This is a genomic window from Streptomyces sp. NPDC006365 (genome assembly GCF_042870755.1).
GTDB classification, from domain to species: domain Bacteria; phylum Actinomycetota; class Actinomycetes; order Streptomycetales; family Streptomycetaceae; genus Streptomyces; species Streptomyces xiangluensis.
Window position 1 is genome coordinate 1 of sequence record NZ_JBIAHS010000001.1, and the last position, 15807, is coordinate 15807.

General features: G+C 67.7%; 14 protein-coding genes, 2 rRNA genes and 1 riboswitch. Of the genes, 13 read left to right on the forward strand and 3 right to left on the reverse strand.

Annotated elements, in window-relative coordinates; genetic code table 11:
- The 12 genes from ACFYO0_RS00005 to ACFYO0_RS00060 all read left to right on the forward strand — a co-directional run.
- A 23S ribosomal RNA gene (locus tag ACFYO0_RS00005) occupies positions 1 to 97 on the forward strand; the annotation flags it as partial.
- A gap of 95 nt (positions 98 to 192) precedes the next feature.
- Positions 193 to 309: ribosomal RNA gene (gene rrf / locus ACFYO0_RS00010) — 5S ribosomal RNA — on the forward strand.
- Positions 310 to 461: 152 nt separating this feature from the next.
- Positions 462 to 1070, forward strand: a complete 609-nt coding sequence (locus tag ACFYO0_RS00015; protein ID WP_388668077.1) for a CDP-alcohol phosphatidyltransferase family protein — start codon at positions 462 to 464, stop codon at positions 1068 to 1070.
- Between the two features lie 116 nt (positions 1071 to 1186).
- Entirely contained in the window at positions 1187 to 3682 is a 2496-nt protein-coding gene (locus ACFYO0_RS00020; RefSeq protein WP_344393324.1) for a mannose-1-phosphate guanyltransferase, read from the forward strand.
- An 87-nt stretch (positions 3683 to 3769) separates the two neighbouring features.
- The gene (locus ACFYO0_RS00025; protein WP_388668079.1) at positions 3770 to 4672 is read left to right on the forward strand and encodes a DUF881 domain-containing protein; all 903 of its coding nucleotides are present in this window, start codon (positions 3770 to 3772) and stop codon (positions 4670 to 4672) included.
- Positions 4669 to 5001, forward strand: coding sequence for a small basic family protein (locus ACFYO0_RS00030; RefSeq protein ID WP_003988855.1), 333 nt, complete (start codon positions 4669 to 4671; stop codon positions 4999 to 5001). Before ACFYO0_RS00025 ends, ACFYO0_RS00030 begins: the two co-directional genes overlap by 4 nt.
- A 5-nt stretch (positions 5002 to 5006) precedes the next feature.
- Positions 5007 to 5912, forward strand: coding sequence for a DUF881 domain-containing protein (locus ACFYO0_RS00035; RefSeq protein ID WP_388668081.1), 906 nt, complete (start codon positions 5007 to 5009; stop codon positions 5910 to 5912).
- Between the two features lie 148 nt (positions 5913 to 6060).
- Positions 6061 to 6942, forward strand: a complete 882-nt coding sequence (locus ACFYO0_RS00040; RefSeq protein ID WP_388670764.1) for an FHA domain-containing protein — start codon at positions 6061 to 6063, stop codon at positions 6940 to 6942.
- Positions 6943 to 6981: 39 nt separating this feature from the next.
- On the forward strand, positions 6982 to 7710 hold the full coding sequence (locus tag ACFYO0_RS00045; protein ID WP_388668083.1) for a MerR family transcriptional regulator: 729 nt from the start codon (positions 6982 to 6984) through the stop codon (positions 7708 to 7710).
- Between the two features lie 86 nt (positions 7711 to 7796).
- The gene (locus ACFYO0_RS00050) at positions 7797 to 8270 is read left to right on the forward strand and encodes a bifunctional nuclease family protein (RefSeq protein WP_033327106.1); all 474 of its coding nucleotides are present in this window, start codon (positions 7797 to 7799) and stop codon (positions 8268 to 8270) included.
- A gap of 246 nt (positions 8271 to 8516) precedes the next feature.
- Complete coding sequence (locus ACFYO0_RS00055; RefSeq protein ID WP_388668085.1) at positions 8517 to 9194, forward strand: MerR family transcriptional regulator; 678 nt, start codon at positions 8517 to 8519, stop codon at positions 9192 to 9194.
- A 112-nt stretch (positions 9195 to 9306) separates the two neighbouring features.
- The gene (locus ACFYO0_RS00060; RefSeq protein WP_388668087.1) at positions 9307 to 10668 is read left to right on the forward strand and encodes a DNA polymerase IV; all 1362 of its coding nucleotides are present in this window, start codon (positions 9307 to 9309) and stop codon (positions 10666 to 10668) included.
- Between the two features lie 53 nt (positions 10669 to 10721).
- On the opposite strand, the gene ACFYO0_RS00065 is transcribed toward ACFYO0_RS00060, so the two are convergent.
- Positions 10722 to 11093 (reverse strand): PRC-barrel domain-containing protein, encoded by a 372-nt coding sequence (locus tag ACFYO0_RS00065; RefSeq protein ID WP_388668089.1) that lies wholly within the window; start codon positions 11091 to 11093, stop codon positions 10722 to 10724.
- A 120-nt stretch (positions 11094 to 11213) separates the two neighbouring features.
- Positions 11214 to 11310: riboswitch (glycine riboswitch) on the forward strand.
- Positions 11311 to 11492: 182 nt separating this feature from the next.
- Here ACFYO0_RS00065 and gcvP point away from each other — a divergent pair.
- Entirely contained in the window at positions 11493 to 14378 is a 2886-nt protein-coding gene (gene gcvP / locus ACFYO0_RS00070; protein ID WP_388668091.1) for an aminomethyl-transferring glycine dehydrogenase, read from the forward strand.
- 112 nt (positions 14379 to 14490) lie between these two features.
- Here the strand turns inward: gcvP and ACFYO0_RS00075 are convergent, their stop codons facing one another.
- Both ACFYO0_RS00075 and ACFYO0_RS00080 read right to left on the reverse strand, forming a co-directional pair.
- Positions 14491 to 14697, reverse strand: coding sequence for a DUF5999 family protein (locus ACFYO0_RS00075; protein ID WP_388668093.1), 207 nt, complete (start codon positions 14695 to 14697; stop codon positions 14491 to 14493).
- Positions 14698 to 15082: 385 nt separating this feature from the next.
- Positions 15083 to 15712: a hypothetical protein gene (locus ACFYO0_RS00080; protein ID WP_388668095.1), complete on the reverse strand. Its 630-nt coding sequence runs from the start codon at positions 15710 to 15712 to the stop codon at positions 15083 to 15085.
- Positions 15713 to 15807: the final 95 nt, after the last annotated feature.

A 15807-nucleotide genomic window follows, 5' to 3' on the forward strand; every position in this document is an offset into this window, starting at 1 on the left:
TTAAGGCTCCCAGGAGACTACTGGGTTGATAGGCCAGATCTGGAAGGCGGGTAACCGCTGGAGGTGACTGGTACTAATAGGCCGAGGGCTTGTCCCCAGATTGCTCGCGTCCACTGTGTTGGTTCTGAAACCACGAACAACCCCGTTGCCGGGCCACGGCAATGGTGCGGGTGTTCCACAGTTTCATAATGTTTCGGTGGTCATAGCGTGAGGGAAACGCCCGGTTACATTCCGAACCCGGAAGCTAAGCCTTACAGCGCCGATGGTACTGCAGGGGGGACCCTGTGGGAGAGTAGGACACCGCCGAACTAAATGTAGAGCTCCGGTCCTCGGACGATAAGTCCGAGGGCCGGAGCTTTTTTTGTTTCCACTGTGCTAACCGAACCCCTCTGCGCCACAGGGAGATGCCTGCGGGTAAGGTCAGGTGGCAACGTTGGCACGCTCCCACAGGAGGCCCCCGGGTGGAGGTCCAAGAGACCCGCGTCCAGACAGACCGGGTCCTCACCATCCCGAACATCCTCAGCATGGCGCGTCTCGTCGGCGTACCTGTCTTCCTGTGGCTGATCCTGTGGCCTGAGTTCGGTGGGCCCAAGAGCGACGGCTGGGCGCTTCTGGTGCTCATGTTGAGTGGCATCAGCGACTATTTGGACGGCAAGCTTGCCCGGCGCTGGAACCAGATCAGCAGTCTCGGCCGGCTCCTGGACCCCGCGGCCGACCGGCTCTACATTCTGTCGACATTGGTCGGTCTCACCTGGCGCGAGATTCTGCCACTCTGGTTGACGGCCGCCCTGTTGGCGCGAGAGCTGGTTCTGCTGGTGATGGTGGGCATCCTCAGGAGCCATGGCTATCCGCCGCCGCAGGTGAACTTCCTTGGGAAGGCAGCTACGTTCAACTTGATGTATGCCTTCCCGTTGCTGTTGCTCAGCGACGGAAGTGGATGGATCGCGTCACTCGCTGCTATTTTCGGATGGGCGTTCGCAGGATGGGGTACAACGCTCTACTGGTGGGCAGGGATCCTCTACGTGGTTCAGGTCCGCCGCCTTGTCCGCGCGGACGCCATGGCCGATTGAGCTCGCCGAATGGGCAGTCGTAGTGGCCTCTGATGGCCCGCAGACCGAATGTGCGGGACAATCTGGACGGGTGAAGTCGGCTAGACCGTCATCTCTTCAAGGAGGACGCTTCCGACATGAAGGCCGTCGTGATGGCCGGAGGCGAAGGCACACGCCTTCGCCCTATGACCTCAAGCATGCCCAAGCCGCTCCTGCCCGTGGCCAATCGCCCAATCATGGAGCATGTGCTGCGGCTGCTCAAGCGGCATGGGCTCAACGAGACCGTCGTAACTGTCCAGTTCCTGGCTTCGCTCGTCAAGAACTACTTCGGCGACGGTGAAGAGCTCGGAATGGAGCTCACCTATGCCAATGAGGAGAAGCCACTCGGTACTGCCGGTAGCGTCAAGAACGCCGAGGAGGCGTTGAAGGACGACGCTTTCCTTGTGATCTCCGGTGATGCTCTGACCGATTTCGATCTCACCGATTTGATCAATTTCCACAAGGAAAAGGGTGCACTCGTCACTGTCTGTCTTACAAGGGTTCCCAATCCGCTGGAATTCGGCATCACCATTGTCGATGATGAGGGAAAGGTCGAGCGCTTCCTGGAGAAGCCGACCTGGGGCCAGGTTTTCTCGGACACCGTGAATACGGGCATCTATGTCATGGAACCCGAAGTCTTCGACTATGTTGAGGCTGATGTTTCCGTCGACTGGTCCGGTGATGTCTTCCCGCAGCTGATGAAGGAGGGCAAGCCGGTTTACGGCTATGTCGCTGAGGGTTACTGGGAGGACGTCGGTACACACGAGAGTTATGTGAAGGCGCAGGCCGATGTCCTGGAGGGCAAGGTCGATGTCGAGCTCGACGGCTTCGAGATCTCGCCGGGCGTGTGGGTGGCAGAGGGTGCCGAGGTGCATCCCGATGCGGTTCTGCGAGGCCCGCTGTACATCGGCGACTACGCCAAGGTCGAGGCCGACGTCGAAATCCGTGAGCACACCGTTGTCGGCTCGAACGTCGTGGTGAAAAGCGGAGCCTTTCTGCACAAGGCCGTTCTTCACGACAACGTGTACATCGGCCAGCACAGCAATCTGCGCGGCTGTGTCGTCGGAAAGAACACCGACATCATGCGGGCCGCGCGTATCGAGGACGGCGCGGTCATCGGCGATGAGTGCCTTGTCGGCGAAGAATCGATCGTGCAGGGGAACGTACGCGTCTACCCGTTCAAGACCATCGAGGCCGGCGCCTTCGTCAACACCTCGGTCATCTGGGAGTCCCGCGGACAGGCACATCTCTTCGGTGCCCGCGGGGTGTCCGGGATTCTCAATGTGGAGATCACTCCGGAGCTCGCCGTGCGCCTCGCGGGGGCATATGCGACGACGCTCAAGAAGGGCTCCACGGTCACGACGGCCCGCGATCACTCCAGGGGTGCTCGTGCGCTGAAGCGGGCGGTCATTTCAGCGTTGCAAGCAAGCGCCATCGACGTACGGGACCTGGAGAACGTACCGCTGCCGGTGGCGCGGCAGCAGACCGCTCGGGGCAGTGCCGGCGGAATCATGATCCGGACGACTCCGGGGGTCCCGGACTCGGTCGACATCATGTTCTTCGACGGGCGTGGGGCGGATCTGTCGCAGGCGAGTCAGCGCAAGCTCGACCGGGTTTTCGCGCGGCAGGAGTACCGGCGTGCGTTCCCGGGCGAGATCGGGGACTTGCACTTTCCGGCCAGCGTCTTCGACTCGTACACCGGCTCCCTGCTCAGGAATGTCGACACCACCGGGATTGCTGAATCCGGGCTGAAGGTGGTCGTGGATGCCTCGAACGGAAGCGCCGGATTGGTTCTGCCCAGCCTGTTGGGCAAGCTCGGTGTCGACTCGTTGACCATCAATCCCGGTCTGGACGAGCGGAGGCCTACCGAGACGGCGGATGCACGCAGGTCGGGGCTGGTGCGGCTCGGGGAGATCGTGGCCTCGGCGCGGGCCGCGTTCGGAGTGCGGTTCGACCCGGTCGGTGAGCGGCTTTCGCTCGTCGACGAGAAGGGGCGGATCGTCGAGGACGACCGGGCGCTGCTGGTGATGCTCGACCTGGTGGCCGCCGAGCGGCGCAGCGGGCGGGTGGCACTGCCGGTGACCACCACGAGGATCGCCGAGCAGGTAGCGGCGTACCACGGCACTCAGGTCGACTGGACGACCACCTCGCCGGACGATCTGACACGGGTCGGGCGCGACGACTCGACGATCTTCGGAGGTGATGGGCGCGGCGGGTTCATCGTGCCGGAGTTCAGCAGCGTCTTCGATGGTACGGCGGCCTTCGTACGGCTCATCGGTCTGGTGGCGCGCACTCAGCTCACGCTCAGCCAGATCGATGCGCGGATTCCGCGGGCGCATGTCCTCAAGCGCGATCTTGCGACTCCCTGGGCAGTGAAGGGCCTGGTGATGCGGCGGGTTGTGGAGGCAGCTGGGGACCGCTTTGTCGACACAACCGACGGCGTACGGGTCGTGGAGACCGACGGGCGTTGGGTGATGGTGCTGCCCGATCCTGCGGAGGCCGTCACGCATCTGTGGGCCGAGGGGCCAGACGACGCGTCCGCCCAGGCTTTGCTCGACGAGTGGTCGTCTGTGGTGGACAGCGCCGGGCGCTGAGCACACGCGTGCCGAACGGTGCCCCGCCGGGGCACCGTTCGGCACGTCGGTGGGGCCATTCGGAGGTGGCGGTCGCGACGTGCGACGATGTGCGGCATGCCGCAGCACCCCCCCGTTCGGAGCACCCCCACGCGCCCTCCGCGGCTGGACGCCTCCATGTCGCTGCTCACCAACGTCATGGACCACAGCCTGGACGAGGGGTATGCGGAGGCGGCCGCCCGTAAGAAGGCCGAGAACGCCGGTGGCATGCCGAAGACGGTGCGGGCAAAGGTGGGTCTCGCGGCCGGACTGGTACTGGCGGCCCTCGTGGTCACCGTGGGCGCGGCACAGGCGCGGGTCGAGGCTCCGGTCGTCGCGAAGGAGCGCGAGGAACTCATCGACCGCATCGACCGTGAGAACGCGGTGGCCGACAAGCTCGAGGACAGTGTCGACGAGTTGCGCGACGACGTGAGCGCTCGGCAGCGCGAGGCGCTGAAGAAGCACGGCGGTGACCGGGGCGAACTGGTCGGAATCCTGTCGGGAGCGGTCGAAGTGCATGGTCCCGGCGTGAAGCTGGTCGTGGACGACGCGAAGGAAGCCGATCAGAGCGGTGACGGAGACGCGCGCGAGACGTCGGGCTTCTCCGACACGGGGCGCGTACGGGATCGCGACCTGCAGCGGGTCGTCAACGGGTTGTGGGCATCGGGCGCCGAAGCCGTCTCGATCAACGGGCAGCGGCTGACGTCGCTGTCCGCGATCAGGGCGGCGGGCGACGCGATACTGGTCGACAACAAGCCGCTGGTGCCGCCGTACACCGTGCTCGCTGTGGGGGACGGCAATGGGCTGAGCAGCGAGTTCGAGAGCAGTGCCGACGGGCTGTATTTGCAGGCGCTGCACGAGAACTACGGGATCCAGACCGGCCTTTCCGTCGAGGACGACGTCCGGCTGCCCGCGGCGCCGAGCGTGATCGTACGAACAGCAGAACCGAGCACAGAGAAGGGCACATCGTGATCGCCGTACTGGGCCTCGTCGTGGGAGTCGTGGCTGGATTGTTGGTTCGGCCCGAAGTTCCGGCGGTGGTCGAGCCATACCTCCCGATCGCCGTGGTCGCGGCGCTCGACGCCGTGTTCGGCGGTCTGCGCGCGATGTTGGACGGCATCTTCGACGACAAGGTCTTCGTTGTGTCGTTCCTCTCCAACGTCGTGGTGGCCGCGCTGATCGTCTTCCTGGGCGACAAGCTCGGCGTCGGCGCTCAGCTGTCCACGGGCGTCGTCGTCGTCCTCGGCATCCGCATCTTCTCCAATGCCGCGGCGATCCGCCGGCACGTGTTCCGGGCGTGAGGCCGATGAGCAACCAGGAAGAGACCCCTGAGCAGGCCCCCAAGGCCTCCCCTGAGAACTGGCTGAGCAAGAAGCTGCCCGAAGAAGTCCCGGCTGAGGGGCCGAAGACGTCTGAAACCGAGGCTCCTCAGACGTCGAAAGCATCGGAGCCACCCGAGAGCGAGCCGGAGCAGGCCGAGCCGACCCTGTCGGGTCGGCAGCGGCTGGTGAACGGTCTGTGGCCGCCACGCCTGTCACGTGCGCAGTTCATCGTCGCCCTTCTGCTGTTCGGTCTCGGCTTCGGCCTGGCCGTTCAGGTGGCGTCCAACAGTGACGGCGACGGCGCGCTGCGTGGAGCGCGTCAGGAAGATCTCGTACGCATCCTCGATGAACTGGATGACCGTACTCAGCGTCTGGAAGAGGAGAAACAGGGTCTCGAAGATCAGCGAACCGAGCTGGAGAACAGCTCGGACCAGGCCGAGGAGGCCCGCAAGCAGACGGTCGAGAAGGAGAAGCAGCTCGGCATACTTGCGGGCACGGTGGCGGCGCAGGGGCCCGGCATCACGCTGACCATCGACGACACGGAGGGGACGGTCGAGGCCGACATGCTGCTCGACGCGATCCAGGAGCTGCGCGCAGCCGGATCGGAGGCGATCCAGGTCAATGGAGTACGGGTGGTCGCCAGCACGTACCTGACCGACCCGAGCGGGGGTGGAGTGAGCGTCGACGGGAACAAGATCAGCGCGCCTTATCGTTTCAAGGTCATCGGCAAGCCGCAGGACCTCGAACCGGCGCTCAACATCCCCGGTGGAGTGGTGCAGACTCTGGAGAAGGAGCAGGCCACTGTCACGGTGGAGCGCTCCGACAAGATCATCGTTGATGCCTTGCGACCAGCGAAGCAGCCTGACTACGCTCGGTCGTCCTCCCAGTGAGGCGGGGGCGCATGCGGGCGGCTCGTCGCGGGCATGACGTTGCGGGGGGTCGACGCACCGAATGGGTGGTGCGTGGTGGAAACTGTCTGGTGGATGCCGACGTTGTGAAGATGTCCGGCTCGACCGGTGTGTGTAATCAGGGTTCGTCCTGCCCCACGGGCGGGTCTGTTTCGGTCAAGGGGAATCGCCCGTGAAGTTGTTTGCGAAATGGTTTGGCAAGAGCGCGAAAGAGGGCAGCGACAGTGCCACTGCCCGCCATCGCGCGTCGCGCCATGAAGATGCCGAAGGGCAGGGGGAGCGCCCGCTGTTCCGAGATCAGCTCGGTGGCCCGGGTGGTGACATTTCCGGTGGTCAGGGCGCGTCGTCTGTTGACCCTGCCCAGTCAGGCCGCATAGGTTTCGGGGATCCAACCTCAAGTGCGGGTGGAGGGTTCTCCCCCGATCCGTACGCGTCCAATGCCCAGGCAGGACAGCCGCGGCAGGAGGATCCGTCCATGTCGGCCCTGGTGTGCACGAGGTGCGGGAATCGCAACGCGGAGAACAGCCGCTTCTGCTCCAACTGCGGCGCGCCGCTGCGCGCCGGAGCGGCTGCCGAGCGTCCGTCGGAGACCACATCGACGATCTCCATCTCGGGCCTCGAGGCCTATGACGCCGAGGCCACCGGCCAGACACAGATGCCGATGCTGTCGCCCGAGGCGCAGGCGGCTGTGGACGCGCTGCCGCTCGGCTCAGCGCTCCTGGTGGTGCGCCGCGGCCCCAACTCGGGCAGCCGCTTCCTGCTGGACAGCGACCTGACCACGGCGGGCCGTCATCCGCAGAGCGACATCTTCCTGGACGACGTGACGGTGTCGCGTCGCCATGTGGAATTCCGTCGGCAGCCGGACGGCACGTTCACCGTGGCGGACGTCGGCAGCCTGAACGGCACGTACGTCAACCGGGAGCGGATCGACTCCGTCCCGCTGTCGAACGGCGACGAGGTGCAGATCGGCAAGTACCGGCTGGTCTTCTACGCGAGCCAGCGGGGAATCTGACCCTCCCCAGAATCCGTCCGGGGACCCCAGGGAAGGGCCATGCTTCGAACACCGAGCGGCGGTGCCGGGAACGGCGCCGCCGCCAGTGGGCTGATGAGTATCGGCACGGTGCTGAACGTGCTGCGCGAGGAGTTCCCCGAAGTCACCATTTCAAAGATCCGCTTCCTGGAGTCGGAAGGGCTCATCGAGCCGCAGCGGACCCCGTCGGGGTACCGGAAGTTCAGCCCGGAAGACGTCGAGCGCCTGGGCCACGTACTGAGGATGCAGCGGGACCACTATCTGCCCCTGAAGGTGATCCGCGAACACCTGGACGCCATGGAGCGCGGTGAGGCGGTGCGGCTGCCGTCGCTGGGACGGCAGCGTGACGGCGAGGCCGCCGACGAGCCGGAGGGACCCACCGCGGCGCGAATCGGGCGGGCCGAGTTGTTGGCCACCGCCGAGATCGGTGAGCAGGAGCTCGATGAGTGGGAGTCGTACGGCCTCATCACGCCGCTGCCGGACGGGGGTTACGGCGCCGAGGCGGTGACCGTGGCCGGCCTTGTCGTGGAACTCGGGCGCTTCGGGATCGAGCCGCGGCATCTGCGCGCCGTGAAGGCCGCCGCCGACCGTGAGGCCGGACTCGTCGACCAGGTCGTCGCCCCGCTGCGTCTGCACCGCAATCCGCAGACCAGGGCACACGCGGAGGCGCGGACCAGGGAGCTGGCGGGACTCGCGGTGAAGCTGCATGCCGCGCTCGTGCAGTCCGCGCTCGGAGTACGGCTGCATTGAACCCGAGGCATGTGACCGAGCCCGGATCCGCCGCCCGTTACGTGCTCGACTACCCAAAGATGCCGAGCACGGCCTAGGGTTGCTGTGTGAACGAGCTCGACGTCGTAGGTGTCCGGGTCGAAATGCCCTCCAACCAACCGATCGTGCTCCTGCGTGAAGTGGGAGGCGACCGTTACCTCCCCATTTGGATCGGGCCGGGGGAGGCGACGGCGATCGCCTTCGCACAGCAGGGCATGGCTCCCGCGCGACCGCTGACGCACGACCTGTTCAAGGACGTGTTGGAGGCCGTCGGCCAGGAACTCACCGAGGTGCGCATCACGGACCTGCGGGACGGTGTTTTCTACGCGGAGCTGGTGTTCGCCAGCGGGGTCGAGGTCAGCGCCCGGCCGTCCGACGCCATAGCGCTGGCGCTGCGCACCGGGACGCCGATCTACGGCAGCGACGGAGTGCTGGACGACGCGGGGATCGCGATTCCGGACGAGCAGGAGGACGAGGTGGAGAAGTTCCGCGAGTTCCTCGACCAGATCTCGCCCGAGGACTTCGGCACCAACAGCCAGTGACCCGGCCTGACGCACACAACCAGGGCTGGGGCTTCGGGACGAATATGCAGTGACCCTCCGGGACCACCGGCCGACAGGGCGTGCGGCGGTCGCGCCGGGAGCATTCGGCCAGCCTTTCCCCGTGATGGGGCACGGGAAACCACTCTTAGGGTGATTATCACTCGGCGTGCCGAGTGCGGTGGTCGTTGACGCACCCCCCGTGACTGCCTACCGTCGATGAGGCAGGTCAAGGGGACGGAGGTCGGCGTGAGAAGCAGCGGCGACGGTACGGCTGGGGGCGCCCCCGGACGCAGTCCGGTGGAGAGCGGCCCGTACCCTCCCCCAAGCTCTCGGCTCCGCTCGGGCATGGGGTATCCCCAGCATGGCGGCGCGGCCGACCACGCTCCACAGCAGCGTCCGGCGCCGGCGCCGGACGGTGGCGGGGTGGCGTCCGAGGAGATCGGCTATCGCGGTCCCACGGCCTGCGCTGCCGCGGGCATCACCTACCGGCAACTGGACTACTGGGCCCGCACAGGCCTCGTCGAGCCGAGTGTGCGGCCTGCCTACGGGTCGGGGACGCAGCGGCTGTACAGCTTCCGGGACGTTGTCGTCCTGAAGATCGTCAAGCGGTTTCTCGATACGGGTGTGTCGTTGCAGAACATCCGTACCGCGGTCCAGCACCTGCGGGAGCGCGGATTCCGTGACCTCGAGCGCATGACGCTGATGAGCGACGGGGCGACGGTCTACGAGTGCTCCTCGCCCGACGAGGTCCACGCGCTGCTCCAGGGTGGGCAGGGCATCTTCGGGATCGCCGTGGGGGTGGTCTGGCGCGACGTGGAGAGCGCGCTCTCGCAGCTGCACGGGGAGCGCGTCGACACGGGGGAGACACTCGTCGGGCACCATCCCGCGGACGAGCTGGCGCGGCGTCGCAACCGCGCGGTCTGAGCGAGCGGTTACCGGAGGGTCCCGCACATCGAGGGGCCAGGGCTTGCGCACCGAGGGGCGAGGGCTGCTGCGTACGGGGGCATTGTCAGTGGCGTAGGGCAGCATCGGAGATATGAGAGCCGCGCCCACGATCCTGCATCTCGACATGGATGCCTTCTTCGCCTCGGCGGAGCAGGCGGCCAAGCCGAGCCTGCGCGGCAAAGCGGTCATCGTGGGTGGGCTCGGGCCGCGGGGTGTGGTCGCGACGTGCTCGTACGAGGCCCGGGTCTTCGGGGTCCATTCCGCGATGCCCATGGCGCAAGCGCGACGGCTGGCGCCGAACGCCGCGTATCTGGTGCCCCGGTTCGGGTTCTACCGGGAGATCAGTGAGCAGGTGATGGGGCTGCTGCGCGAGCTGTCGCCGCTGGTGGAGCCGCTGAGCCTGGACGAGGCTTTCGTCGATCTGGAGGCCGGGGGAGCGGCCTGGGACGAGGCTTCGGCCCGGCTGGCGGGGGCGAAGCTGCGCGCGGACATCCGGGCCGTCACCGGGCTGACCGGGTCGGTGGGGCTGGCGGCCTCCAAGATGCTCGCGAAGATCGCCTCAGAGCAGGCCAAGCCCGACGGTCTGGTGGTGATAGACCCGGGGACGGAGCGCGAACTGCTCGCTCCCATGTCGGTGCGTACATTGCCCGAGGTGGGGCCGGCCACCGGGGACCATCTGCGGCGGGCCGGGATCACGACGGTCGGGGAGATCGCCGAGGCGGGTGAGGACGAGGTCGTACGGCTCCTCGGAAAGGCCCACGGAAGCGCGCTGTACGCCATGGCGCTGGCGCACGACGAGCGGCCCGTGGTGGCCGAGCGGGACACAAAGTCGGTGTCCGTCGAGGACACCTACGACGTGGACATCCATGAACGGGTGCGGGTGCGGATGGAGGTGCAGCGGCTCGCCGACCGGTGTGTGCGGCGGCTGCGCGGCGCGCATCTGTCGGGGCGGACCATCGTCCTCAAGGTGCGGCGGTACGACTTCTCGACGCTGACCCGTTCCGAGACTCTGCGGGGCCCCACGGACGACGCCGCGGTGGTGCGGGAGGCGGCCGCGCGGCTGCTGGAGTCCGTGGACACCACCGGAGGCGTACGGCTGCTGGGAGTCGGGGTTTCTGGGCTCGCCGACTACACACAGGAGGATCTCTTCGCGCAGGTTCGGGCGCAGGCCGAGGCACGGACCCACGCGGGTGAGCCGGAGCATCCGGCGCAGGACGAGGCGCAGGAGCCGGCCGATGAGCAGGAGGCGCCCGCCGTGCGGCGGTGGGCCGCGGGGCATGACGTACGGCATGCCGAGTTCGGGCACGGGTGGGTGCAGGGCAGTGGCATCGGGCGGGTCACGGTGCGGTTCGAGACGCCCGACTCCGAACCCGGGCGCGTACGCACCTTTCGCATCGACGATCCGGAGCTGGAGCCGGCGGACCCGCTGCCGCTGGTGTCGCGAAGACCGTAGGCCTCGGCGACAGCGCTCCGCCGGGAATACCGCACCGGATGCGAAAAGCTCGCCTAGGGCTCGTCCGAGCCTGCCAGGTGGCCGAAGTCGCGGTCCGGGGGCGGAGGCGGGGGAGTTACGTCGAGGCCGTAGTGGTGGTAGAGCTGGAGTTCTTGTTCCGGGGAGAGATGGCGGCCGACGCCGAAGTCGGGGGCGTCCTTGATGAGGGCGCGGTCGAAGGGGATCCGCAAGGTGCCCTCGACCAGTTCGCTGGGCTCCAGGGGCACGAAGGCATCCCTGCCGAACAGGCCGGTGCGTATGGCGGCCCACTCCGGCGTACCGGTCGCGTCGTCGAGATAGACCTCGTCGACAGTGCCGATCTTGTGGCCGTCGCGGTCGAACGCCTTGCGGCCGATCAGGTTGCGCGGATCGATGTCGGTCTGCACGGGCCCTCCATCTGGTCACAACTCATCCGTCAGCACTACGCATCCATAAGCACTACGAAAGGGCACTTTGCGGTGGGCGGCCACTCGGGGGATGCCCGCTGGTACTCTGTCAACGGCCGCTGACCCCGTGCGGGAGAGTCCTCCAAGGCTTCATCGGAGGCGCCGAAGGAGCAAATCCTCCCCGGAATCTCTCAGGCCCACGTACCGCGCGGACGAGGCCACTCTGGAAAGCAGAGCGGGTGTTTGACGGCTTCCGCTCTCACCGACGGTGAAAGCCGGGACGCCGTACAGACGGCGGACCGGTGAAGCTCTCAGGTCGAGATGACAGAGGGGGAGGCCGTCCGGGCACCCGCGCCGTGGTGCCCTCGAAGGTCGTGTCAGACCAGGAGGCCTCCGCAAATGACCGCCCATCGCATTCCGCTCTCCGAGCTCGAACGGGGAATCCCCTTCGAGCAGCGCCACATCGGGCCCGACACCGAGGCCCGGGCCAAGATGCTCGCGCAGGTGGGGTACGGCTCGCTCGAAGAGCTGACGGCCGCCGCGGTGCCGGATGTGATCAAGGACGCCGAGGCGCTCGCGCTGCCGGCCGCGCGCTCCGAGGCCGAGGTCCTCGCCGAGTTGCGCTCCCTCGCGGACCGTAACGAGGTCCTCGACTCGATGATCGGGCTCGGCTACCACGGCACGTTCACGCCGCCGGTGATCCTGCGCAACGTCATGGAGAACCCGGCCTGGTACACCGCGTACACCCCGTATCAGCCGGAGATCTCGCAGGGCCGCCTGGAGGCGCTGCTGAACTTCCAGACCATGGTCGCCGACCTTACGGGCCTGTCGACGTCGGGAGCCTCGCTGCTCGACGAGGGCACCGCCGCGGCCGAGGCCATGGCGCTGTCGCGACGCGTGGGCAAGGTCAAGAACGGCGTCTTCCTCGTCGACACCGACGCGCTGCCGCAGACCATCGCCGTCATCGAGACGCGCGCCGAGCCGATCGGCGTCGAGGTGGTCGTCGCGGATCTCAGCGAGGGCATCCCGGCCGATGTCTGCGAGCGTGGCGTGACCGGCCTGCTCATCCAGTACCCGGGCGCCTCCGGTGCCGTACGGGACATCAAGCCCGTCATCGAGCAGGCGCATGAGCTGGGCGCGATCGTCACCGTCGCCGCCGATCTGCTGGCGCTGACGCTGCTTGCCTCGCCGGGCGAGCTCGGCGCCGACATCGCGGTCGGCACGACCCAGCGCTTCGGAGTACCGATGGGCTTCGGCGGGCCGCACGCCGGATACATGGCGGTCCACGAGAAGTTCGCCCGCAACCTGCCGGGCCGTCTCGTCGGTGTCTCGCTGGACGCGGACGGCGACCAGGCGTACCGGCTCGCCCTTCAGACGCGGGAGCAGCACATCCGCCGGCAGAAGGCGACCAGCAACATCTGTACGGCTCAGGTCCTGCTCGCCGTGATGGCCGGTATGTACGCCGTCTACCACGGTCCGGAGGGCCTCAGGTCGATCGCGCAGCGCACCCATCGGTACGCCACGATCCTCGCCGCGGGGCTCAAGGCGGGCGGAGTCGAGGTCGTCCACGAGGCGTACTTCGACACGCTCACCGTCCGGGTGCCGGGCAGGGCCGCCGAGATCGTCGCGGCCGCCCGCGAGGGTGGGGTCAACCTGCGTCTCGTCGACGCCGACCAGCTGTCCATCGCCTGCGACGAGACCACCACGCGGACCCAACTGGGCGCCGTCTGGACCGCGTTCGGCGTCGAGGGCGACATTGAGGCGCTGGACGCCTCCGCCGACGACACGCTGCCCACCGCGCTGCTGCGCACCGACGAGTACCTCACGCACCCGGTGTTCCACCAGCACCGCTCCGAGACCGCGATGCTGCGCTATCTGCGCCGCCTCGCCGACCGCGACTACGCGCTCGACCGCGGCATGATCCCACTCGGATCCTGCACCATGAAGCTCAATGGCACCACCGAGATGGAGCCGGTCACCTGGCCGGAGTTCGGGCAGATGCATCCGTTCGCGCCCGCCGAACAGGCACAGGGCTACCTCACGCTCATCCGTGAGCTGGAGGAGCAGCTTGCCGAGGTCACCGGCTACGACAAGGTGTCGCTCCAGCCCAACGCCGGTTCGCAGGGCGAGCTGGCCGGCCTGCTCGCCGTACGCGGATATCACCGCGCGAACGGCGACGAGCAGCGCACCGTCTGCCTCATCCCGTCCTCCGCGCACGGCACGAACGCGGCGAGCGCCGTCATGGCCGGCATGAAGGTCGTCGTCGTGAACACCGCCGAGGACGGCGAGATCGACGTCGAGGACCTGCGCGCCAAGATCGAGCAGCACCGTGACGAGCTGGCGGTGCTGATGATCACGTACCCCTCAACGCACGGTGTCTTCGAGGAGCACGTCGCCGACATCTGCGCGCAGGTGCATGACGCGGGCGGTCAGGTGTACGTGGACGGCGCCAACCTGAACGCGCTGGTGGGCCTCGCCAAGCCGGGCCGCTTCGGCGGTGACGTCTCGCACCTCAACCTGCACAAGACGTTCTGCATCCCGCACGGCGGTGGCGGTCCGGGCGTCGGCCCGGTCGGTGTACGCGCGCATCTGGCGCCGTATCTGCCGAACCACCCCCTGCAGCCCGCCGCGGGCCCGGAGACGGGCGTCGGCCCGATCTCGGCCGCTCCCTGGGGTTCGGCCGGGATCCTGCCGATCTCCTGGGCGTACGTACGCCTCATGGGCGGCGAGGGGCTCAAGCGAGCCACGCAGGTCGCCGTGCTGAGCGCGAACTACGTGGCCAAGCGGCTGGAACCGCACTATCCCGTGCTGTACACCGGTCCCGGCGGGCTTGTGGCGCACGAGTGCATCATCGATCTGCGGCCGCTGACCAAGGCGACCGGCGTGAGCGTCGACGACATCGCCAAGCGACTGATCGACTATGGGTTCCACGCGCCGACGATGTCCTTCCCGGTGGCCGGGACGCTGATGATCGAGCCGACCGAGAGCGAGGATCTGGCCGAACTCGACCGGTTCTGCGAGGCGATGATCGCCATTCGTACGGAGATCGAGCGGGTCGGCTCCGGGGAGTGGCCGTCGGACGACAACCCGCTGCGGAACGCTCCACACACGGCGGCCGTGCTCGGCGGCGCATGGGAACACGTGTACAGCCGTGAGGAGGCCGTCTTCCCGGCAGGGGTGTCGGCCGCGGACAAGTACTGGCCGCCGGTGCGGCGGATCGACCAGGCGTACGGCGACCGGAACCTGGTCTGCTCCTGCCCGCCGCTGGACGCTTACGACGAGTAGCCGCGTCATCGCGTCCGGGCATACGTCGGGGCCGGTTCCGGGATGTCCCGGGGCCGGCCCCTCATATGTCCTGGCAGCGTGCCTGGCGTCCCCCGTGGTGCGCCCGTGCGGCTCAGGCGGCGGTCATCACCTGCGCGCCGGCGAGCGGTCGGTGCGGGGCGATGATCCGGCCGTCCGGCAGGAGCTCACCGGTGTCCTCGAAGAGCAGGACGCCGTTGCACAGCAGGCTCCATCCCTGCTCCGGGTGGTGCGCCACGAGGTGCGCTGCTTCCCGGTCGGCGGAGTCGGCTGTCGGACACGGTGGCTGGTGCTGGCACATTGGTGGGATCTTTCCCTGTGTAGTGAGGTCGGTGATCGTCTTGTGGTCTGTGCTGCGGCTCGATGTGGTGTCCATGGCCGCCCCCCGTTTGTCAGTCGGTACGGAACCCAGTGTTGCCCTATAAACGTCAATCCGCAGGGATTTCGAGGTGGCGCTCCTCACAGGTTGATGACGCACCACTCGTGCGGATGGTTCATTCCAACTGGGCTGCCTGTTCGGGTGGTTCGGAATGGCCGGATAGGTCTAGTCATAATGGGCCCGGCGTGCGCTGCGTCCCTTCCCTCACTCTCGGCTTCGCTCGAGCGGGGGAACCCCCTCGCCACTGCACGCAGCAGCGTGCCCCGCGACCGGGGTGGGGCCGCGGGGCACGGAAGCCGAGGTGTGCTCAGGCCGGTGAGCCGAGCAGCGGGGGAGTGGAGGCGGGGGTGAGCCGGTTGGTCAGGACGGGCAGCAGTTCGGCCACGCGGTGCGGGCGGTGCGCGGCGATGCCGGGTGGCGCGGGAGCGAGGGGCACCAGGAGATCGGTGGCGGCGGGGTGGCCTTCGGCGCCGTCGGCGGTGCAGTCGCCGTGCAGCCAAAGCGTGAGCATGTAGAGCTCGGGTACGGAGAGCAGGCGGGCCTGGTAGGACTGCGTCATGGCCTCCGCCTGGCGCAGCGCGTGCTCTGTGGCGGTGACGTACGGCCCCTCGAAGAAGTGGGAGAAAGCCCATCCGTCGGGGGTCAGCCTGGTCTCGGCAGCCGCCACGGCAGACCCACCGCAGCGGATGAGGAAGCGCCACCCTGCGAGACGGGTGGCCGAGGCGCCGGCCGGGGTGATCCGGTCGAGCACGTGGACGGGCAGCGGGAGGTCGGGGGTCGCGGGGCCCTGGGCGTTGCGAAGGGACGATGGGGGTCCCCCCGCTCGAGCGAAGCCGAGAGTGGGGGAGGGTGCCTCGCGGACGGCGGTGGGAGAACCGAGGGCCGTGAGGACGGTACGTACAGCGGGCGCGGGAGCCGGAGGGACATGCAGCGGCATGGTGAGTCGCCTCTCTTCGACAGGCACAGGTGGCGCGAGGGCGGTGGCGGACGACGCTGTCAGCACTTGGGGGCAGAGGGGCGGGGTTCCCGGCC